This is a genomic window from Mycobacterium sp. E2497 (assembly GCF_001668695.1).
Lineage (GTDB): Bacteria > Actinomycetota > Actinomycetes > Mycobacteriales > Mycobacteriaceae > Mycobacterium.
In genome coordinates this window covers 17,109-36,725 of the sequence record NZ_LZKD01000178.1, presented here as the reverse complement: position 1 = coordinate 36,725, position 19,617 = coordinate 17,109, and the positions used below count along the sequence as shown (strand labels likewise).

At 69.9% G+C, this 19,617-nt stretch carries 21 protein-coding genes and 1 pseudogene; 17 read left to right on the top strand and 5 right to left on the bottom strand.

Going from position 1 to position 19,617, the window contains the following annotated elements:
* Positions 1-110 precede the first annotated feature (110 nt).
* From A5713_RS16455 to A5713_RS16430, 6 genes are all read left to right on the top strand, one after another.
* On the top strand, positions 111-1,271 hold the full coding sequence (locus A5713_RS16455; RefSeq protein ID WP_068097155.1) for a site-2 protease family protein: 1,161 nt from the start codon (positions 111-113) through the stop codon (positions 1,269-1,271).
* Between the two features lie 76 nt (positions 1,272-1,347).
* Positions 1,348-1,704 carry a ferredoxin gene (gene fdxA, locus A5713_RS16450; RefSeq protein WP_067918625.1) on the top strand — a complete coding sequence of 119 codons (357 nt, stop codon included), beginning with the start codon at positions 1,348-1,350 and terminating at the stop codon, positions 1,702-1,704.
* A 7-nt stretch (positions 1,705-1,711) separates the two neighbouring features.
* Entirely contained in the window at positions 1,712-2,392 is a 681-nt protein-coding gene (locus tag A5713_RS16445; protein WP_067918623.1) for a metalloregulator ArsR/SmtB family transcription factor, read from the top strand.
* Positions 2,389-2,814 (top strand): hypothetical protein, encoded by a 426-nt coding sequence (locus tag A5713_RS16440; RefSeq protein WP_067918621.1) that lies wholly within the window; start codon positions 2,389-2,391, stop codon positions 2,812-2,814. The genes A5713_RS16445 and A5713_RS16440 overlap by 4 nt, the downstream gene beginning before the upstream one ends.
* 31 nt (positions 2,815-2,845) lie before the next feature.
* Positions 2,846-3,190: a cupin domain-containing protein gene (locus A5713_RS16435; RefSeq protein ID WP_067918620.1), complete on the top strand. Its 345-nt coding sequence runs from the start codon at positions 2,846-2,848 to the stop codon at positions 3,188-3,190.
* A gap of 3 nt (positions 3,191-3,193) precedes the next feature.
* A complete protein-coding gene (locus tag A5713_RS16430; protein WP_068097151.1) occupies positions 3,194-4,135 on the top strand; it encodes a nitronate monooxygenase family protein in 942 nt (313 codons plus the stop codon).
* A gap of 7 nt (positions 4,136-4,142) precedes the next feature.
* Here the strand turns inward: A5713_RS16430 and A5713_RS28350 are convergent.
* Both A5713_RS28350 and A5713_RS16425 read right to left on the bottom strand, forming a co-directional pair.
* Positions 4,143-4,244: pseudogene (locus A5713_RS28350) on the bottom strand (transcriptional regulator); the annotation flags it as partial.
* Positions 4,245-4,248: 4 nt separating this feature from the next.
* Positions 4,249-4,749: a DUF1990 family protein gene (locus A5713_RS16425; RefSeq protein ID WP_068097148.1), complete on the bottom strand. Its 501-nt coding sequence runs from the start codon at positions 4,747-4,749 to the stop codon at positions 4,249-4,251.
* A gap of 57 nt (positions 4,750-4,806) precedes the next feature.
* Between A5713_RS16425 and A5713_RS16420 the strand changes: the two genes are divergently transcribed.
* Together A5713_RS16420 and A5713_RS16415 are read left to right on the top strand one after the other, a co-directional pair.
* Positions 4,807-5,691 carry an aldo/keto reductase gene (locus A5713_RS16420; RefSeq protein ID WP_068097145.1) on the top strand — a complete coding sequence of 295 codons (885 nt, stop codon included), beginning with the start codon at positions 4,807-4,809 and terminating at the stop codon, positions 5,689-5,691.
* 94 nt (positions 5,692-5,785) lie between these two features.
* Positions 5,786-6,409 carry a PaaI family thioesterase gene (locus A5713_RS16415; RefSeq protein WP_068097142.1) on the top strand — a complete coding sequence of 208 codons (624 nt, stop codon included), beginning with the start codon at positions 5,786-5,788 and terminating at the stop codon, positions 6,407-6,409.
* On the opposite strand, the gene A5713_RS16410 is transcribed toward A5713_RS16415, so the two are convergent.
* Complete coding sequence (locus A5713_RS16410; protein ID WP_068097139.1) at positions 6,400-7,980, bottom strand: MmgE/PrpD family protein; 1,581 nt, start codon at positions 7,978-7,980, stop codon at positions 6,400-6,402. The genes A5713_RS16415 and A5713_RS16410 overlap by 10 nt on opposite strands.
* Before the next feature lie 130 nt (positions 7,981-8,110).
* Between A5713_RS16410 and thrS the strand changes: the two genes are divergently transcribed.
* Genes thrS through A5713_RS16380 form a run of 6 tightly spaced genes read left to right on the top strand, consistent with a single transcriptional unit; the run spans position 8,111 to position 14,545 of the window.
* A complete protein-coding gene (thrS, locus tag A5713_RS16405) occupies positions 8,111-10,273 on the top strand; it encodes a threonine--tRNA ligase (RefSeq protein ID WP_082972997.1) in 2,163 nt (720 codons plus the stop codon).
* Positions 10,266-10,832 (top strand): HIT domain-containing protein, encoded by a 567-nt coding sequence (locus tag A5713_RS16400; protein WP_067918606.1) that lies wholly within the window; start codon positions 10,266-10,268, stop codon positions 10,830-10,832. Before thrS ends, A5713_RS16400 begins: the two co-directional genes overlap by 8 nt.
* Positions 10,829-11,476, top strand: a complete 648-nt coding sequence (gene pgsA, locus A5713_RS16395) for a phosphatidylinositol phosphate synthase (RefSeq protein WP_068097136.1) — start codon at positions 10,829-10,831, stop codon at positions 11,474-11,476. The genes A5713_RS16400 and pgsA overlap by 4 nt, the downstream gene beginning before the upstream one ends.
* Positions 11,473-12,387: a phosphatidylinositol mannoside acyltransferase gene (locus A5713_RS16390; protein ID WP_067918668.1), complete on the top strand. Its 915-nt coding sequence runs from the start codon at positions 11,473-11,475 to the stop codon at positions 12,385-12,387. Before pgsA ends, A5713_RS16390 begins: the two co-directional genes overlap by 4 nt.
* Positions 12,387-13,511: a glycosyltransferase family 4 protein gene (locus A5713_RS16385; protein ID WP_068097132.1), complete on the top strand. Its 1,125-nt coding sequence runs from the start codon at positions 12,387-12,389 to the stop codon at positions 13,509-13,511. Before A5713_RS16390 ends, A5713_RS16385 begins: the two co-directional genes overlap by 1 nt.
* The gene (locus A5713_RS16380; RefSeq protein ID WP_068097130.1) at positions 13,511-14,545 is read left to right on the top strand and encodes an NUDIX hydrolase; all 1,035 of its coding nucleotides are present in this window, start codon (positions 13,511-13,513) and stop codon (positions 14,543-14,545) included. The genes A5713_RS16385 and A5713_RS16380 overlap by 1 nt, the downstream gene beginning before the upstream one ends.
* Positions 14,546-14,548: 3 nt before the next feature.
* Here the strand turns inward: A5713_RS16380 and A5713_RS16375 are convergent, their stop codons facing one another.
* Together A5713_RS16375 and A5713_RS16370 are read right to left on the bottom strand one after the other, a co-directional pair.
* Positions 14,549-15,868: a PE-PPE domain-containing protein gene (locus A5713_RS16375; RefSeq protein ID WP_067918599.1), complete on the bottom strand. Its 1,320-nt coding sequence runs from the start codon at positions 15,866-15,868 to the stop codon at positions 14,549-14,551.
* A gap of 15 nt (positions 15,869-15,883) precedes the next feature.
* On the bottom strand, positions 15,884-17,023 hold the full coding sequence (locus A5713_RS16370) for a PPE family protein (protein WP_068097127.1): 1,140 nt from the start codon (positions 17,021-17,023) through the stop codon (positions 15,884-15,886).
* A gap of 285 nt (positions 17,024-17,308) precedes the next feature.
* Between A5713_RS16370 and pdxS the strand changes: the two genes are divergently transcribed.
* The 3 genes from pdxS to pdxT are packed head-to-tail and all read left to right on the top strand — an operon-like array spanning position 17,309 to position 19,596.
* Positions 17,309-18,157: a pyridoxal 5'-phosphate synthase lyase subunit PdxS gene (gene pdxS / locus A5713_RS16365; protein ID WP_231980461.1), complete on the top strand. Its 849-nt coding sequence runs from the start codon at positions 17,309-17,311 to the stop codon at positions 18,155-18,157.
* A gap of 9 nt (positions 18,158-18,166) precedes the next feature.
* A complete protein-coding gene (gene tesB / locus A5713_RS16360) occupies positions 18,167-19,003 on the top strand; it encodes an acyl-CoA thioesterase II (protein WP_068097123.1) in 837 nt (278 codons plus the stop codon).
* Positions 19,000-19,596 (top strand): pyridoxal 5'-phosphate synthase glutaminase subunit PdxT, encoded by a 597-nt coding sequence (pdxT, locus tag A5713_RS16355; RefSeq protein WP_068097120.1) that lies wholly within the window; start codon positions 19,000-19,002, stop codon positions 19,594-19,596. Before tesB ends, pdxT begins: the two co-directional genes overlap by 4 nt.
* Positions 19,597-19,617: the final 21 nt, after the last annotated feature.

Sequence of the window (19,617 nt, the reverse complement as noted above, 5' to 3'; positions counted from 1 at the left end):
GGCGGCGCCAGCGAGGTCCAACGGCCCTAGTGACGACCCCGGCGCCGCCCTACTTTCGGAGAGGAGACGGCGGTCGAATCGCCCGGCCGCAACGACTTTGGAGGTTTGAGGTGCGCGATGCGATCCCGCTGGGGCGGATCGCCGGCTTTCCGGTGAATGTCCACTGGAGCGTGCTGGTCATTCTGTGGTTGTTCACCTGGAGCCTGGCAAGCACCCTTCCCGGCAGCGTCAAGGGGTATTCGCCGGTCGCCTACTGGGCGGCCGGGGCGTGTGGCGCGCTGGTGTTGCTGGCCTCGCTGGTGGCGCACGAACTGGCGCACGCCGTGGTCGCCCGCCGCGCCGGGGTGGCCGTGGGGAGCGTGACGCTCTGGCTGTTCGGCGGTGTGACGACCCTGGGCGGCGAGGCGAAGACACCCCGGGCGGCGTTGCGGATCGCGATTGCCGGCCCGGCCACCAGCCTTGCGCTGGCGGCCCTCTTCGGCGGCCTCGTTGTGGTGCTGCCGATGGCCGGCGCCGCCCCCATCGTGGTCGGCGTCGCCTCCTGGCTGGCCGGCATCAACCTGCTGCTGGGCCTGTTCAACCTGCTTCCGGGCGCGCCCTTGGACGGTGGCCGGGTGCTGCGCGCCTTCCTGTGGCGCCGCCACGGCGACAGCGTGCGCGCCAGCATCGGGGCCGCGCACGCCGGCCGGGTGGTCGCGTTCATCCTGATCGGGTTGGGCTTGGCGGAATTCCTGTTGGGCGGCCTCGTCGGCGGCGTCTGGTTGGCCTTCATCGGTTGGTTCATCTTCGCGGCCAGTCGCGAAGAGGAGATGCGGATATCGACCCAGCAGATGTTTTCGGGGGTGCGCGTCGCCGACGCCATGACGGACCGGCCGCATACCGCTCCCGGGTGGATCACCGTCGACGACTTCGTCCAGCGTTACGTGCTCGGCGACCGCCACTCGGCGTACCCGGTCGTCGACCGGAGTGGCGCGGTCTCGGGGCTGATCACGCTGCGGCAGTTGCGGGACGTCGCGCCCGGGCGGCGCACCACCACCACCGTCGGCGACGTCGCGCAACCGCTGCACGAGGTGCCCTCCGGTGCTCCCCAGGAGCCGCTGACCGCCCTGCTGGAGCGCATGGCGCCCGCCGGTCCGCGCAGCCGCGCCCTGGTGTTCGAGGGCGACCAGGTGGTCGGCATCGTCACCCCCACCGATGTGGCGCGGCTGATCGAGGTATACCGGCTCGCCCATCCCGAAGACGCGAAACCGGCGTCGGCCCAAAGCGTTTAGGCCGTCGACCGCTATGCCGGCGGATGTTCTCCCTAGGCCCTCGTTTTTACAAGAGTCATTGTGTAAACTCAGCCGCATGACGTACGTGATCGGAAAGCCGTGCATCGACGTGATGGACCGTGCCTGTGTGGAGGAGTGCCCCGTCGACTGCATCTACGAGGGTGGACGGGCGCTCTACATCCATCCCGACGAATGCGTGGACTGCGGCGCGTGCGAACCGGTGTGCCCGGTCGACGCCATCTACTACGAAGACGACCTGCCCGAGGAGCTCAGACCGTACCTGGCCGACAATGAGGCGTTCTTCGCCGAGACGCTGCCGGGCCGCGACGCCCCCTTGGGATCTCCAGGTGGGGCGGCCAAGCTGGGGCCGCTCGGTGTAGACACGCCTTTGGTGGCCGCTCAGCCGAGGGCCGACCAAGCGGAAGGAGCGTGAGGGTCCCGTGAAGTTGCCGCCCCCGTCGATCGGGGAATCCGCCAGCCGGCGCCGCGAGGTGCTGCGGGTCTTGCGCAGATCACCCGACCCCATGAGCATCGCCGCGATCGCCGAAATGCTGGGCGTGCACCCGAACACCGTTCGCTTTCACCTCGACAGCCTGGTCGGCGACGGGCAAGTGGAGCATGTCGAACCGGGCCGCAAGGGGCCGGGCCGCCCTCCGCTGATGTTCCGCGCCGTCCGGCAGATGGACCGCGGCGGCACGCGGCACTACCGCCTGCTCGCCGAGATCCTGGCCACGGCGTTCGCCGGAGAACGTGATGCCGGCGCCAAGGCCCAGGCCGCGGGCCGGGCCTGGGGGCACAAACTGGAATCCAGCCTGGAAGCGGTGCCCACGCGGCCCGCCAGCGCCGACGACGCCATCGACCATTTGGTCAACATGCTCGACGAGCTCGGCTTCGCGCCCGAGCGCCGGGCGGCCGACGGGGACCAACAGGTCGGCCTGCGGCACTGCCCGTTCCTGGAGTTGGCCGAAAACCGGACCACCGTCGTCTGTCCCGTGCACCTGGGCCTCATGCAGGGCGCCATGGAGGCCTGGGGGGCGCCGGTGTCAGTCGAGCGGCTCGACGCGTTCGTCGAACCGGATCTGTGTGTGGCGCACCTGGCGTTGCAGAACGCGGCCACATGAGCACCGGCCCGGCGATCGCCGTCGCCGTCACCTTCGTGTGGCTCGGCATGGTGCTGGCCATTTCCTTCCTGGAAGCACCGCTGAAGTTCCGCGCGCCCAACGTGACCTTGCAGATCGGGCTCGGCATCGGGCGCCTGGTGTTTCGCGCTCTCAACACCGTCGAGGTCTGCTTCGCCCTTGTCGTCCTGGCGATCGTGGTCGCCGGCCCGACGCGGGCGGGCACCGCCGCGGCGATCTTCGTCGCCGTCGGCGCGCTGGCCCTGCAGTTGATCGCGGTGCGCCCGCGATTGACGCGGCGATCCGACAGTGTGCTCGCCGGGTCGGAGGGGCCGCGTTCCCGAGCCCACTACGTGTATGTGGCCTTGGAGGTGGTCAAGGTTGGCGCGCTCGTCGTGGCGGGGATACTGCTACTGACGGCCTGATCGCCTCCGCTCAACCGCAAAGGACTCAGCTATGGAATCGATCTCGTTGACCGGCCTCGCATCCGAAAAGCTGGCCGAGGCCAAGGAATCGCACAGCGGGCGGGCTGCCCACACCATCCACGGTGGCCACACCCACGAGCTCCGGCAGACGGTGCTGGCTTTGCTTGGCGGCCACGAACTTTCCGAGCACGACAACCCGGGTGAGTCGACGCTGCAGGTGCTGCAGGGTCACGTCCGCCTGACCACCGGCGCCGACGCGTGGGACGGCAAGGCCGGCGACTATGTCGCGATCCCGCGGGAACGGCACGCCCTGCAGGCGGTCGAGGATTCGGTGGTCATGCTGACCGTCCTCAAGACCATCCCCTCGGCTCACTAGCCGATGCTTTCCACGCCCTGGTCACGGGACTTCGGGCTGCGGGTACCGATCGTCAACGCGCCGATGGGCGGGGTCGCCGGTGGCCGGCTGGCCGCGGCGGTCACGGCCGCGGGCGGTCTGGGCATGGTCGGCATGGGCAGCGTCGCGACGAGGGAACTGCTCCGGACCCAGCTGGAGCACGTGCGGGGCAGGTTCGGCATCGGCCTGGTCGATTGGGTGATGCGCACCGAGGCGGGTCTGCTGGACGACGCCCTGGCCGCACGGCCGGCGCTGCTGTCGGTCAGTTTCGGCACCGACTGGTCATGGGTCGCCAAAGCCCACGACGCCGGGATCCCGACCGCCACCCAGGTGTACGACGGCCTCGGGGCGCGGGAAGCGGCCGATGCCGGCGTCGACATTCTGGTGGCCCGGGGTTCGGAGGGCGGCGGGCACGGGGAGACGAAGCTCGCGACCCTGCCGTTGCTCGACAGCGTGCTGGATGCCGTCTCGGTGCCGGTGCTCGCCGGCGGCGGGGTCGCGTCGGCGCGCAGCCTGGCCGCCGTGCTGGCCGCCGGGGCGAGCGGCGCGTGGGTGGGCACCCGCCTGGCCGCCTGTCCCGAGGCGCTCTCCGGCGACGGCAGCCGCCGCGCACTGATCGCGGCCCGGGCCACCGACACCGCGGTCACCCGGGCCTTCGACGTCGCCCAGGCCCGGCCGTGGCCCGCGCGATTCCCGTCCCGGGTGTTGACCAACGACTTCGTCGAGCGCTGGACCGGCAAGGAGGACGCGCTCGACCCGCAGGCCTGCGACCAACTCGCGGCGTCCATCGCGGCCGACGACCGCCGGGTCGCCCCGGTGGACGCCGGTCAGGGCGTCGGGATGATCCGCGACGACGCACCGGTCGCCGAGGTGATCGACGAAATGTGTTCGGGCGCAGAGCGTTTGCTGTCCGGCTGGGGTAAGTAACGGCGGGCTACCCGTCGCCCGGGGTCAGCACGACGCAACAGCGGTCCTGCCCGGGGCATAGCCGGGCGTCGGGCTCGTGCGGCGCCAGGGCGTCGGCCACGCCGGTGATCGGCTCAGACGCCGCGCAGATAGCGCTTGGCGATGACGCGCTGGGCCACCGACACGACCGGCCTCGCCGCCTTGCTCCACCAGGTGGCCGGCCGCGAGAACGCCGTCACCTCCGCGAACACCGTGGAGGTGACGGGGTCATGCCGGACCACGAAGCGTTCCTCGCCGGATTCCGGGTGTCCGGGCAGGGTGCCGTAGGCGAATCCGCGGATGTCGGGTTCGTCGACGACATAGACGACCCGGCACGGCGCGGGCAGGAAACCCATGCGCACCACCACCACCGTGTCGAGCTCGGCGACCTCGGAGCTGGCCTTCACCCGCAGGCCAGCCCCGTGCTGCATGCCCCAGCGCATGACGGCGTGGGCGGCTTGCTCGAAGCGCTGCCGGCCCGTGCCGATCTGGGTCTCGGTGTGCAGGTGGCCGTAACCCGCGGGCAGCGTGCCGGAGGCCGTCGCGCCCACCTCGGTGTAGGTCAGCGGGAGCCCCTCGAGCGCTGCTAAGTCCACCCGCCCAGCTTGCCACGCCGGGATGCGCGCCGACATTTCCGGCGTACGGTCGTAAAAGTGACCGCACAGAACTCGAAAACCGTTGCAGAAGCGTCCGGAACGATCACCCTCGGCGGCGACCTGACCGTCAACCGGCTCGGCTTCGGCGCCATGCGCCTGACCGGGAAGGGCGTCTGGGGGCCGCCGGCTGACCGCGACGAGGCCGTCAGGGTGTTGCGGCGCGCCGTCGAACTCGGCGTGAACTTCATCGACACCGCCGACTCCTACGGTCCCTACATCGCCGAGGAGATCATTCGCGAGGCGCTGCACCCGTACGACGGGCTGGTCATCGCGACCAAGGCGGGCCTGCTGCGCACCGGACCGGACGTCTGGATCCCGCTGGGCAACCCGAGCTATCTGCGCCAGGAATGCGAGATGAGCCTGCGCCGCCTCGGCGTCGACACCATCGACCTGTTCCAGCTGCACCGCATCGACCGCGACTTCCCGCTGGCCGACCAGGTGGGCGAGCTGCTGACGCTGAAGAACGAAGGCAAGATCCGCCACATCGGCCTGTCGGAGGTCAACGTCGACCAACTGGCGGAGGCCCAGAAGATCACCGAGATCGTCTCGGTGCAGAACATGTACAACCTGTCCGCCCGGGGCGCCGAACCGCTGCTGGACGCCGCGACCGAGCAGGGCATCGGGTTCATCCCGTGGTTCCCGCTGGCGGCCGGGCCGCTGGCAGCCGCCGACGGCCCGCTGCAGCGCATCGCCGCCGAGCACCACGCGAGCCCGTCGCAACTCGCGCTGGCCTGGCTGCTGAAGCGGTCGCCGGTGATGCTGCCCATTCCGGGCACGTCGAAGGTGGCGCATTTGGAGGAGAACGTCGCCGCCGCCGAGATCACGCTGTCCGACGAGGAGTTCGACACCCTCTCGGCGGCCGGGGCTCAACAGACGGTCTGACTCTCAGTTTGGCCCGCGAAACTGTATTCCACGACGCGTTTCGCGGGTCGGCCCGTCCGTAGTTGCAGTCTCGTGGCCCGGATACGGTGTCCGGGTGACCAGCGGACAGGCCGGGCATCCCGGCGGTGGGTTCAATCCGCCGGAGCCGACGACCAAGGGCGGCCCCGACTACGGCAGGTTCATCGACGCCGTGCGCACCCTGCAGGACCACGCCCGCGCCGTGGACGCCCCCGACGCGGTGATCACCGAGGCCGCCGACCTGCTGGACAAGGTGTCGGCGCTGCTGAGCCCGTTCGACGCCGACGAATGGAACTCTCCGTCGGGGCGCCGGATGGACTTGCCGATGCGCGGCAACATCCTGAGCGTGCCCATGAAGGCCCGCAAGACCGACGACGGCCGCATCCAGGGCTCCGCCCGGTTCGCCCGGTTCCATCTCGGCCGCAACGGCGCCGTGCACGGCGGATGCCTGGGAATGTTGTTCGACAGCGTGCTCGGGTTGACGTCCTCGGTGCTGACCGGGGGTCCCTACCAGCGCACCGCCTACCTCAAGATCGACTACCGCCACATCGTGCCGATCGAGAAGGAATTGCACTTCGACGCCGGCGTCGACCGGGTCGACGGTCGCAAGATCTTCGTGTCCGGCCGGTTGACCGACGGCGACACGCTGCTGACCGAAGCCGACGCCCTGTTCGTCCGGCTCAAGCCCGGTCAGCCCTGACGAGCGAGCAGGCGCCACAGGTCGTCGGTGTCGGCGTCGATCCCCGCGAAGATGTCGTCGGACCGCTTTTGGCCCCACACCGCAGGTCCACTGCCCAAAAGCTTTTCACGGCTGACCGCGTCGGGACTGGTCTTCACGTTGCCGGCTCCGCCGTGGGGAACATCGCATTCGGCCGCCAACTCCCGGCCGCCGCGCAGCCTGACCCGCACCCGGGCCGGGAAAGTCATCGTGAATGCGTCGAGTGCTGCCGGCGCCCACAACTGTCCCGTCGCCGCTCGCCCGGCCGCGCCGAGTCCGCCGTCCCGCAGGGCGCGGAGTAGAGCGATGCTGTCGCCGAGGGCGAAGCGAACGCCCTTGTGTTCCCGGCGAGTTCGCCGGACGGCGCCGAGCAGCCGGCGCGTCGGCGTGCCGGCCGTCATGGCGCGAACCGGAAGAAGCGGTGCCATCGCTCCGGCCGTTCGCAGGGTGAGCGACCAGTCGTGCCGCAACGACACCCGGGCGGCGACCTCGGCGAGCTCGCGGTGGTGGCCGGCCAGCCATTCCTCGTTGACTTCGTCCGGTGTGAGCCGCCCGGCAACAAGCGCGGCGGCCACGGTCCACGGGATCGAGAAGTTGATGGTCACCGGTGTGGGCACGCGGCCGGCCGCGTACCCGTGCGACATGGCATCCATCCCGCAGGTCAGCACGCCCGCATCGACGACCACCGACGCGACTTCGGCGGCTGGTGGCGGCCCGAGTTTGTGCAGCGCGTCGACGGCCGTGTCGACATAAGCGCAGCCCGGATACCGCTTGACGCTCAGAGTCCGTGTCGCCCAACCGGAGCCGAGACCACCCAGAAGTGCGGGCAGCGGCGCGTAGGAGAACGCATCGAAGAAGCCCTGCGGGTGGTCGAGGGCGTCCAGCGGACCGGTGACGCCGCTGCCGGCGAGTCGGGCGGCCCGGACGCCGGCCACAGTCGGTTCCGCGGCCGTCAGCAGCTTCGAATCGGGAGCCATGAAGCCCGGCACGGTGGGGCGCGGAGCCTGGTAGAGGGCAAGGGCCAGGGCATGGGCCAACCGTCCCGCATCGAGTCCGAGCAGCAGCCCAGCGCTGACGGCGGCTCCGGCGGCATGCACGAACGACCACAGCTGGCCATTGAGCGGCCCGAGCAGGCAGGCGCCCCCCAAGCGGGCCTCGAGCTCGTTGGCCGCCACCTGGGCGGTGAGTTGCTCGGCCGCCGAGGCGCCGGTCTCGGCGGCCAGGAGTACCGGTACCCAGACGGCGGAGTGGCCGGCGTGCGCGAAGCACATGTAGTCGTCGAAGTCGAGCGCGATCGACAACGCGGCCGCGGCGTAGAGGGCGTCGTCGACGGCGACGGAACGGTGCAATCCCGGCACCACCGCAGGCCCGTCGCCGGCCCAGCTTTCGACGCCGGCGAGCACGCGCCGTGACGCGACGTCGCCGGCCGATGCGGCCGTGGCCGCGAACACGGATCGGCGTTGGGTACGGCACAGGTCGACCACCGCGTCGGGGACATCGTCGAGACGAAGGTCAGCGGCCCACCCGGCCAACCGTTCGATGGTGGTAACCACGCTGGCACGGTAGGCGCACTTCGATCGAGGGGTCAATCAGTGGCGGCCCGGCGGTGTGGGGCCGCGGTCGGCCACACGGATAGCATGGTCGCGATCGTTCCGACATGCCCAAGCCTGGAGAATTGACCCGATGAGTGCCGCCGCACAGCCCACCCCGCAGGCCGATGGCGGCGACCCGCAGCGCCCGGCCGAGCCGGGCTTGCGATCGCCGCAGGCCGATGGCGGCGACCCGCAGCGCCCGGCCGAGCCGGGCTTGCGATCGCCGCAGGCCCCCATCCGGGTTCCCGCCGGCACTACGGCGGCCGCCGCGGTCCGCGAGGCTGGGCTGCCGGGCCGGGGGGCGCCGGACGCGATCGTGGTGGTGCGCGACGCCGACGGCAAGCTGCGCGACCTGAGCTGGGTGCCCGACGCCGACGTCGAGGTCGTCCCCGTCGCCGCCAACACCGACGAGGGCCGCAGCGTCATCCGGCATTCGGCCGCGCACGTGTTGGCCCAGGCCGTCCAGGGAATGTTCCCCCACGCCAAGTTGGGGATCGGGCCGCCCATCACCGATGGCTTCTACTACGACTTCGACGTGGCGGAGCCGTTCACCCCCGAGGATCTGGCGGCGCTGGAGAAGCGGATGCGCCAGATCGTCAAAGACGGACAGCTGTTCGAGCGCCGGGTCTACGAGTCCACGGACCAGGCGCGCGCGGAGTTGGCGAACGAGCCCTACAAGCTCGAACTCGTCGACGACAAGTCCGGTGACCCAGACATCATGGAGGTGGGCGGCGACGAGCTCACCGCCTACGACAACCTCAATCCCCGCAGCCGCGAACGGGTTTGGGGCGACCTGTGCCGCGGACCGCACATCCCGACCACCAAGCACATCCCGGCGTTCAAGCTGACCCGAAGCTCCGCCGCCTACTGGCGGGGCGACCAGAAGAACGCCAGCCTGCAACGCATCTACGGCACGGCGTGGGAGTCGCAGGAGGCGCTGGACCGCCACCTCGAGCTGCTCGCGGAAGCGCAGCGCCGCGACCACCGCAAGCTGGGCACCGAGCTGGACCTGTTCAGCTTCCCCGACGAGATCGGTTCCGGGCTGGCCGTTTTCCACCCCAAGGGCGGCGTGGTGCGCAGGGAGCTCGAGGAGTATTCGCGGCGCAAGCACATCGAGGCCGGCTACGAATTCGTCAACACCCCGCACATCACCAAGGCGCAGCTCTTCCACACCTCGGGCCACCTGGACTGGTACGCCGACGGGATGTTCCCGCCGATGCACCTGGACGCCGAACTGGGCGAGGACGGCACCGTGCGCAAGCCGGGGCAGGACTACTACCTCAAGCCGATGAACTGCCCGATGCACACGCTGATCTTCCGGTCGCGAGGGCGTTCCTATCGCGAACTTCCGTTGCGGCTCTTCGAGTTCGGGACCGTCTACCGTTACGAGAAGTCCGGTGTGGTGCACGGGCTCACCCGGGCGCGCGGGTTCACGATGGACGATTCGCACATCTTCTGCACCCGCGAGCAGCTGCACGGCGAATTGGCGTCGCTGCTGCGGTTCGTGCTCGAACTGCTGGGCGACTACGGCCTGGAGGACTTCTATCTGGAGCTCTCCACCAAGGACCCGGAGAAGTTCGTCGGCACCGACGAGATGTGGGAGCAGGCCACCAACTCGCTTGCCGAGGTGGCGGCCGAGTCGGGCCTGGAACTGGTTCCCGACCCCGGCGGCGCCGCGTTCTACGGCCCGAAGATTTCCGTGCAGGCCCGCGATGCGCTGGGCCGTAGTTGGCAGATGTCGACCATCCAGGTGGACTTCAACTTCCCGGAACGCTTCGAGCTGGAGTACACCGCCCCGGACGGAACTCGGCAGCGGCCCGTGATGATCCATCGCGCGCTGTTCGGGTCGATCGAGCGGTTCTTCGGCATCCTCACCGAGCACTACGCGGGGGCCTTCCCGGCGTGGCTGGCGCCCGTGCAGGTGGTCGGCATCCCGGTCGCCGACGAACACCTGCCCTACCTGAACAGCGTTGCCGCGCAGCTGAAATCGCACGGAGTGCGGGTCGAGGTGGACGGCAGCGACGATAGGATGGCCAAGAAGATCGTCCACCACACCGGCCAGAAGGTGCCGTTCATGCTGCTGGCCGGTGACCGCGACGTCCAGGCGGAGGCGGTGAGTTTCCGCTTCGGCGACCGCACCCAGATCAACGGCGTGCCCCGCGACAGCGCCGTCGACGCCATCGTGGCTTGGATCGCGGATCGCGAAAACGCCGTCCCTACAGCCGAACTCGTGAAGGTAACCGGCGGTGAGTGATCCCGACGACCGCGTCGACGACACCATCCTGGACACCGGTGTCGGCCAGAGCGACCACCTGCAACGGTTGTGGACGCCCTACCGGATGACGTATCTCGCCGAAGCGCCGATGAAGCGCGATAACGGCAAGACCGAGCAACCGTTCACCGACATCCCGCAACTGTCCGACGAGGAAGGCCTGGTGGTCGCCCGCGGCGAACTGGTCTACGCCGTCCTCAACCTCTACCCCTACAACCCGGGGCACCTGATGGTGGTGCCGTATCGGCGGGTGTCCGAGCTGGAGGACCTCACCGTCGAGGAGAGCGCGGAGCTGATGGCCTTCATACAGAAGGCTATTCGCGTCATCAAGAACGTGTCGCGGCCGCACGGCTTCAACGTCGGCCTCAATCTGGGCACCTCGGCGGGCGGGTCGCTGGCTGAACACCTGCACGTGCACGTCGTGCCGCGCTGGGGCGGCGACGCCAACTTCATCACCATCATCGGCGGGTCCAAGGTGATCCCGCAGTTGCTGCGCGAAACCCGCCGGTTGCTGGCCACGGAGTGGGCTAACCAGTCATGAGTAAGGTGCCGTTCCTGACGCGAGCGGCGTTCGCGCGGCTCACCACACCGACCGCCCGGGCGTGCCTGCGGATCGGGCTGACACCGGACGCGGTCACCGTTCTGGGCACCATCGTGGCGGTGGCCGGGGCGCTGACGCTGTTCCCGATGGGCAAGTTGTTCATCGGCACGCTGGTCGTCTGGTTCTTCGTGCTGTTCGACATGCTCGACGGCGCCATGGCCCGCGAGCGCGGGGGCGGCACCCGGTTCGGCGCCGTGCTGGACGCCACGTGCGACCGGGTCAGCGACGGGGCGGTGTTCTGCGGGCTGCTGTGGTGGGCGGCCTTCGGGCTGCACGACAAGCTGCTGGCGGTGGCGACGTTGATCTGCCTCGTCACGTCGCAGGTGATCTCCTACATCAAGGCGCGGGCCGAGGCCAGCGGGCTGCGCGGCGACGGCGGCCTCATCGAACGCCCGGAACGCTTGATCATCGTGCTGGTCGGCGCCGGGGTGTCGGACTTCCCGTTTGTGGCCTGGCCGCCGGCGCTGCCGGTGGCGATGTGGCTGCTGGCGGCGGCCAGCGTGGTCACCTGCCTGCAGCGGATGCGCACGGTGTGGACCTCGCCCGGCGCGACGGAGCGCATGCCGAGAACGGGTCAGCCATGATCGGCGGCCTGGTGACTCGCACCGCGACCGACTGGACATACGCGGCCGGCTGGATGGCTGTGCGGGCGATGCCGGAATTCGCGGCGCGCACCGCGTTTGACACGGGAGCGCGCTACGCCGCCCGCGGCGGCGGCCCCGAGCAGTTGCGCAAGAACCTGGCCCGTGTCATCGGCGTGCCGCCCGCCGAGGTGCCCGACGAGCTGATGCGGGCCTCGCTGGCCTCCTACGCCCGCTACTGGCGGGAGGCGTTCCGGCTGCCGACGATGGACCACCGCAAGCTGGCGAGCCAGCTCCACGATTCGGTCGACGGGCAAGACAATCTGGCGGCGGCGCTGGCCACGGGCCGCGGCGCGATATGTGCGTTGCCGCACAGTGGCAATTGGGACATGGCCGGGGTGTGGCTCGCGCAGACACACGGCACTTTCACCACGGTTGCCGAGCGGCTCAAACCCGAGTCGCTGTACCGGCGTTTCATTGCCTTCCGCGAACGCCTCGGCTTCGAGGTGCTGCCGCTATCCGGGGGCGAACGGCCCCCCTTCGAGGTGTTGTGCGAGCGGCTGCGGGCCAACCGGGTGGTGTGCCTGATGGCCGAGCGAGACCTCACCCGCACCGGGGTTCAGGTCGACTTCTTCGGCGAACCCACCCGGATGCCGGCGGGCCCGGCGAAGCTCGCGATCGAGACCGGGGCGGCGCTGCTGCCGTCGCACTGCTGGTTCGAGGACGACCGCTCGAGGGTGTGGATGCAGCCGCCGCTGGATTGCAGCAGCGGCGACGTCGGCGCGATCACCCAGGCCTTGGCGGACCAGTTCGCCAAGAACATCGCCGCGTACCCCGAGGATTGGCACATGCTGCAACCCCAGTGGCTGGCCGACCTGTCCGACGCTAAACGGGCGCGCCTCCGGGAGACCTGATGCGAATCGGGATGGTGTGCCCCTACTCGTTCGACGTACCGGGCGGGGTGCAGTCGCACGTCCTGCAGCTGGCCGAGGTGATGCGCCGCCGCGGGCACGAGGTGAGCGTGCTGGCGCCGGCGTCGCCGCAAGCGGTCTTACCCGACTACGTCGTCTCGGCCGGCAAGGCCGTTCCGATTCCGTACAACGGCTCGGTGGCCCGGCTGCGGTTCGGCCCGGCGACGCACCGCAAGGTGAAGAGGTGGCTCATGCTGGGTGATTTCGATGTCCTGCACCTGCACGAGCCCAACGCGCCCAGCCTGTCGATGCTGGCCCTCAACATCGCCGAGGGGCCCATCGTCGCGACGTTTCACACCTCGACCACCAAGTCGCTGACGCTGACCGTCTTCCAGGGCATCCTGCGGCCGATGCACGAAAAGATCGTCGGGCGGATCGCGGTCTCCGATCTGGCCCGCCGCTGGCAGATGGAGGCCCTGGGCACCGACGCGGTCGAGATCCCCAACGGGGTGGACGTCGACTCGTTCGCCTCCGCGCCGCCGCTGGACGGCTACCCGCGGCCCGGCAAGACGGTGCTGTTCTTGGGCCGCTACGACGAGCCGCGCAAGGGGATGTCGGTCCTGCTCGATGCGCTGCCCAGGGTGGTTCAGCGGTTTCCGGACGTGCAACTGCTCATCGTCGGTCGCGGCGATGAGGACGAATTGCGTGGCCAGGCAGGCGAACTGGTGAAGCACATGCGCTTCTTGGGTCAGGTCGACGATGCCGGGAAGGCGTCGGCGATGCGCAGCGCCGACGTGTACTGCGCTCCGCACGTCGGCGGCGAGAGCTTCGGCATCGTTCTGGTCGAGGCCATGGCCGCCGGCACCGCGGTGGTGGCCAGCGACCTGGACGCCTTTCGGCGGGTGCTGCTCGACGGCGAGGTGGGGTGCCTGGTGCCCGTCGGTGACGGCGCTGCGCTCGCGGACGCCCTGGTTTCGGTGCTAGAAAACGATGTGCTGCGCGAACGCTTTGTGGCCGCCGGTGCGGCGGCCGTCCAGCGCTACGACTGGTCGGTGGTGGCCAGCCAGATCATGCGGGTCTACGAGACGGTCGCCGCGTCCGGCGCCAAGGTCGAGGTGGCCGGCTGATGACGTGGATGGTCGCCATCGCGGTGCTGGTCGGGCTGCTGGCCATCTTGGGCGCCTGGGCCTATCAGACGGCGAACCGGCTGGACCGGCTGCACGTCCGCTACGACCTGTCGTGGCAGGCGCTCGACGGAGCGTTGGCGCGGCGCGCGGTGGTCGCCCGGGCGGTCGCCATCGACGCGTACGGCGGCGCCTCCGAGGGCAGGCGGCTGGCCGCGCTGGCCGACGCCGCCGAGGCCGCGCCGCGGCAGGACCGCGAGGCTTGCGAGAACCAGCTGTCGGCCGCGCTCGCGATCGTCGACCCGGCATCGCTGCCGGCCGGGCTGATCGCCGAGCTGGCCGTGGGCGAGGCCCGGGTGCTGCTGGCCCGCCGCTTCCACAACGACGCGGTCCGCGACACCCTTGCACTGCGCGAGCGGTTCCTGGTCCGAACCCTTCGCCTCGGCGGGACCGCCGCGCTACCCAGCTATTTCGAAATCGTCGAGCGGCCGCACGCGTTGGCCCACGGCGACCACGGGGTGCTCAACCACCGCACGTCGGCGCGCGTCGTCCTGCTCGACGAGACGGGCGCGGTGCTGCTGCTGCGCGGATCGGATCCGGCGATCGGCCGCGACCCACTCAAGAACGAAGCGCCGAAATGGTGGATCACCGTCGGCGGCGAGGTGCACAAGGGGGAGCGGTTGGCCGAGGCCGCCGCCCGGGAACTGGCCGAAGAGACCGGGCTGCGGGTCGCACCCGGCGAGATGGTCGGCCCCGTCTGGCGGCGCGACGAGGTGTTCGAGTTCAACGGCTCCCTGATCGACAGTGAAGAGTTCTATTTCGTCTACCGCACCCGCCGGTTCGAGCCCTCCGATGCGGGCCGAACGAATTTGGAACACAGCTATATCCACGGTCACCGCTGGTGCGATGCCGCGGACATCCTCCGGCTGGCGGCGGCCGGCGAGACGGTGTACCCGATGCAGCTCGTTGAACTGCTCAACGACGCGGCCGCGCTGGCCGGCGGCCGGGTCCCGGGCCCGCTGCAATCCATCCGCTGACCGCTAGAACCCGTCGATCGCGACATGGAGGTCGGGCGGCAGGCTCAACCCCGCGGCCAGCGACTCCGGTGGCAGGCTCAACCCTGCGGACAGTGATTCCGGAATCGCCTGCGCGCCAACCGGGCTCAGGCCACCGGCAACGGTGACCGAGAGGGTCTGGAACGGTCCGGGAAGGCCGGTGGCGTAACCGAAGTCGACGAACGGCCGCAGGAAGGGCTGGAGCAGGTCGGCCAGCGGGTTGCCGAAGACGGGGATCAGGCGCAGCGGGTCCAGGAGGGGCAGGTTTTGTGTGGGAATCAGGTAGTAGGTGGTCATCCCGATGTGCGTCTGGATGGCCGTGGCGACCTGCGCCGCGCTCAGAGTCGGGTAGGTCCCGTGCAGGTAGGGGAAGCCCAACAGGGCGTTGAGGTCGGCCGCAATGTTGAAGATCGACCGCGGGAAGTAGGCGACGGGGTCGTATTGCAGCGTGTAGATGGCGGTCTGGTAGAGCGTGTCCACCGGGGTCACCACGTGAAACGCCCCGAAGCCGGGGATGAAGTGCGTCAGGATACCGGTGCCCGGAACGTTCGGGTCGGAGAGCAACACGAACGACAGCAGGTCCGAACTCGGCCGGATGGCTGCGGGCAGGGCGTCCAGATAGCGCATTTCCAGGGTGGCGATGGTGGCGCTTTGCGAATAACCCAGGACCACAACATGATTGCCTGCGCCGGTTTCGGTCAGGATCGCATTGTTCAGTATCGTCACGCCCTGTCGGACCGACTGGCCGAACGTTTCGCTCGTGAGGCCGGTGACGGGCCAGAAGTCCTCCGGCGTGGTCAGGCCCTCCGGCGTATAGCCGGGGTAATGCGGCGCGATGTAGGTGTTGTAGACCGAAGTCACGTAGGAGGGGGTGGGTTGCGGGTTCCCGGTACCGCCCATGATCAACGCCACGTTGGTCGACGACGTCGTCGTCGGGGTGCTTGGCGCTTGGCTGGCCAAGCTCAAGCCTCCACTCACCGTCTGTTGCGAGGGCAGCGCCGGCGTCAGTTGCGTGGCGGCCGCGTTGGAGGCTTCGGCCTGGGCATACGAATCGCTGCTGCCGAGCAGTGTCTGCACGAGCCGCTGATGGAAGGCTTCCGCGCGCGTCGCTAGCTCCTGGTAGCGCTGGCCGTACGTGGCGAACAGAGCCGCGGTGCGCAGGGACACCGCGTCCGCGGCCGGGGGGAACACCATGGTCGTCGGGGTGGCCGCCGCCCCGTCGGCGGCGGCGATCGCCGAACCGATTCCCTGCAAATCGCCGGCGGCCGCCGTCAACGTCTCCGGGGCCGTGATCACATACGACATCGCATCGCCGCCCGCCTAGCCGACCACCGGGCGCGCCACCACGCCGGAGCGCGACGCCTCGGCCGCCGGGGCAACCCCGGCCACCCCGCGCCCACCCGTGCTGACCGCGGGCTTGAACGGCACCCTCGGCAGGTTGGGCGTCACCTGGCTAACGCCGGTGGCCGGTAACCCGGCAACCGGCCCAGTCGGCGACGTCGCCTGCACCTCGGTGGTCCAGCTCGGCGGAACCGACAGCGCCCCAACGGAACCCGCCCGTCCGACGTCCGCCAGCACCGCGGGGGCGCCGAGTTGGGACGGGCTCGTGGTCCCCATGGCCGAACCGGCGGACGCCAATACCGAACCCATCGACGGCATGCCGCCGACGGCGCCGCTCATCAACGGGTTGGCGCCACCCATGAACTGGCCGACGAGCTGGCTCATCAGCATGCTCATGGGTTGCAGCGCGAATTCGCCGCTCATCGAGAGCATCTCCAGCGGCGACAGCCCCGAGGCCGACGACGGCGAGAGCCCGAACGAGTCGAACAGCGACGACATCAGCTGGGCGGCCGACGTGACCGATTGCGTCTGGGTCGCCGCCGAATCCGCGGCGGTCGCGAGGCTGTCGACGGCCTGAGGGGCGGCGCCCAGGCCGTCGGGCGGTTCGGTGAAGGCCGTCAACTGGGCGGCCGCCGCCAGCGTGGCGGCGTCGTAGGCGGACATCGCGGCGGCGTCCTGGGCCCACATCTCCGTGTATTGCGCCTCGGTGGCCATGATCGCGGGGGTGTTCTGACCGAAGAAGTTCGTCGCGACCAACGTCATCAACTGGGCGCGGTTGGCGGCGATCACGGGCGGCGGCACGGTCATCGCGAACGCCGCCTCGTACGCGGCCGCCGCCGCCATCGCCTGGGTCGACACCTGCTCGGCCTCGATCGCGGTGGCCGCCAACCAGGTGACGAACGGGCTGGCCGCGGCCGCCATCGCGACGGCCGACGGACCCAGCCACGGGCCTCCCGCCAACGCCGCGACCACCGTCGCATACGACGACGCCGCCCAGCCCAGCTCGGCGGCCAACCCCGCCCACGCGGACGCGGCGGCCAGCACGGACCCCGAGCCCGGACCGGCATAGATCAGACCGGAATTGATCTCGGGCGGCAGCAGCCCAAAATCCGGCACCATCCCGACCCCTCCTCAGCCCGGTCGACGGCCGCCGTCCCGCAACTACGTGGCCCCGCTATCCGTCGCCTCGCAGCAACGGTGTGAGCAAGCTAACGAAGACGTGTGTAGCAAGGGCTCGATTTCGGGGCCTAGGGCCAATCGGCCCTTTGTCGCTCGGCGGTTGGCAAATCCGTGTCGCGCCCCCCACTAGACTGGGGCGACAACGGTTGAAGGAGATCAGCAGTGGATACCGCCGCGTCACCGAACGGCAGCGGACGCACCGGAACCGCGCGGGTCAAGCGCGGCATGGCCGAGATGCTCAAGGGCGGCGTCATCATGGACGTCGTCACCCCCGAGCAGGCCCGCATCGCCGAGGGCGCCGGCGCCGTCGCGGTGATGGCGCTGGAACGGGTGCCCGCCGACATCCGCGCCCAGGGCGGGGTGTCGCGGATGAGCGACCCGGACATGATCGAGGGCATCATCGCCGCGGTCACCATCCCGGTGATGGCCAAGGCGCGCATCGGGCATTTCGTCGAGGCGCAGATCCTGCAGAGCCTCGGCGTCGACTACGTCGACGAGTCCGAGGTGCTGACCCCGGCCGACTACACCCATCACATCGACAAGTGGAAGTTCACCGTGCCGTTCGTGTGCGGGGCGACCAACCTGGGCGAGGCACTGCGCCGCATCAGCGAGGGCGCGGCGATGATCCGGTCCAAGGGCGAGGCCGGCACCGGAGACGTCTCCAACGCGACCACGCACATGCGGGCGATCAGCGGTGAAATCCGACGGCTGACCTCGATGTCGGAGGACGAATTATACGTCGCCGCAAAGGAATTGCGCGCGCCGTACGAGCTCGTCGTCGAGGTGGCCCGCGCCGGCAAGCTGCCCGTCACGCTGTTCACCGCCGGCGGCATCGCCACCCCCGCCGACGCGGCCATGATGATGCAACTGGGCGCCGAGGGCGTCTTCGTCGGCTCCGGCATCTTCAAGTCGGGGGATCCCGCGCAGCGCGCCGCCGCCATCGTCAAGGCCACCACGTTCTACGACGACCCGGACGTGCTGGCCAAGGTGTCGCGCGGCCTGGGCGAGCCGATGGTGGGCATCAACGTCGAGCAGATCGCGCAGCCCCATCGGCTGGCCGAACGCGGCTGGTAAGAACAGTCAGTGGCGATCGAAGAGATCCTTGATCTCGAGCAACTCGAGGTCAACATCTATCGCGGTCGGGTGTTCAGCCCGGAGTCGGGATATTTCCAGCGCACGTTCGGCGGCCACGTCGCCGGCCAGTCGCTCGTCTCGGCGGTGCGCACCGTCGACCCGCGCTACCAGGTGCACTCGCTGCACGGCTACTTCCTGCGGCCCGGGGACGCCAACGAGCCCACGGTCTTCATCGTCGAGCGCACCCGCGACGGCGGGTCGTTCGCCACCCGGCGCGTCAACGCGATCCAGCACGGGGAAATCATCTTCAGCATGGGGGCGTCCTTCCAGACCGACCAGGAGGGCATCCACCACCAGGACGTGATGCCGGCCGCGCCCCCGCCCGAGGGGCTGCCCGGCCTGGACTCCATCAAGGTGTTCGACGACGCCGGATTCAAGCAGTTCGAGGAGTGGGACGTCTGCATCGTGCCGCGCGACCAGCTGCAGCTGTCGCCCGGCAAGGCCTCCCAGCAGCAGGTGTGGTTTCGCCACCGTGACCCGCTGCCGGACGATCCGGTGCTGCACATCTGCGCCCTGGCCTACATGAGCGACCTCACGCTGCTGGGATCGGCGCAGGTCAACCACCTCGACGTGCGCGAGCACCTGCAGGTGGCGTCGCTGGACCACGCGATGTGGTTCATGCGCGCGTTCCGGGCCGACGAGTGGCTGCTCTACGACCAGTCGTCGCCGTCGGCCAGCGGCGGCCGCTCGCTGTGCCAGGGCAAGATCTTCACCCAGTCCGGCGAGATGGTGGCGGCGGTCATGCAGGAGGGGCTGACCCGCTTCCAGCTCGGATTCCAGCCGTGAGCGGTCCCCGAATCGGGGTGCTGGCGCTGCAGGGGGACACCCGCGAACACCTGGCCGCGCTGGACGAAGCCGGGGCCGAGGCGATGCCGGTGCGGCGCCGCGACGAGCTGGAGAAGGTCGACGGGCTGGTCATTCCCGGTGGCGAGTCCACCACCATGAGCCACCTGCTGCTCGACCTCGACCTGCTGGAGCCGCTGCGCGGGCTGCTCGCCGAGGGGCTGCCCGCCTACGGTGCGTGCGCGGGCATGATCCTGCTGGCCAGCGAGATCCTCGACGCCGGCGCGGGCGGCCGGGAGGCGCTGCCGCTGCGTGCGATCGATATGACGGTGCGCCGCAACGCCTTTGGGCGTCAGGTCGATTCGTTCGAGGGCGACATACCGTTCGCCGGTCTGGACGGCCCGGTGCGCGCGGTGTTCATCCGCGCCCCGTGGGTCGAGCGCGCCGGTGCCGAGGTGCAGGTGCTGGCCGAGGCGTCGGGGCACACGGTCGCGGTGCGGCAGGGCGCCAAGTTGGCGACGGCGTTTCACCCCGAGATGACGGGCGATCGCCGCGTCCACCAGCTCTTCGTGGACATCGTCAACGGCGTCGCCTGAACGCTGGCGCCCGCTGCATCG

Coding starts and splice junctions, on each gene's coding strand:
- A5713_RS16435 (WP_067918620.1), top strand. CDS start 2,846: ATGGAATCGATCTCGTTGACCGGCCTCGCATCCGAAAAGCTGGCCGAG.
- A5713_RS16375 (WP_067918599.1), bottom strand. CDS start 15,868: ATGTCGTATGTGATCACGGCCCCGGAGACGTTGACGGCGGCCGCCGGC.
- A5713_RS16430 (WP_068097151.1), top strand. CDS start 3,194: ATGCTTTCCACGCCCTGGTCACGGGACTTCGGGCTGCGGGTACCGATC.
- A5713_RS16390 (WP_067918668.1), top strand. CDS start 11,473: ATGATCGGCGGCCTGGTGACTCGCACCGCGACCGACTGGACATACGCG.
- A5713_RS16385 (WP_068097132.1), top strand. CDS start 12,387: ATGCGAATCGGGATGGTGTGCCCCTACTCGTTCGACGTACCGGGCGGG.
- pgsA (WP_068097136.1), top strand. CDS start 10,829: ATGAGTAAGGTGCCGTTCCTGACGCGAGCGGCGTTCGCGCGGCTCACC.
- thrS (WP_082972997.1), top strand. CDS start 8,111: ATGAGTGCCGCCGCACAGCCCACCCCGCAGGCCGATGGCGGCGACCCG.
- A5713_RS16370 (WP_068097127.1), bottom strand. CDS start 17,023: ATGGTGCCGGATTTTGGGCTGCTGCCGCCCGAGATCAATTCCGGTCTG.
- A5713_RS16380 (WP_068097130.1), top strand. CDS start 13,511: ATGACGTGGATGGTCGCCATCGCGGTGCTGGTCGGGCTGCTGGCCATC.
- A5713_RS16440 (WP_067918621.1), top strand. CDS start 2,389: ATGAGCACCGGCCCGGCGATCGCCGTCGCCGTCACCTTCGTGTGGCTC.
- fdxA (WP_067918625.1), top strand. CDS start 1,348: ATGACGTACGTGATCGGAAAGCCGTGCATCGACGTGATGGACCGTGCC.
- pdxS (WP_231980461.1), top strand. CDS start 17,309: ATGGCCGAGATGCTCAAGGGCGGCGTCATCATGGACGTCGTCACCCCC.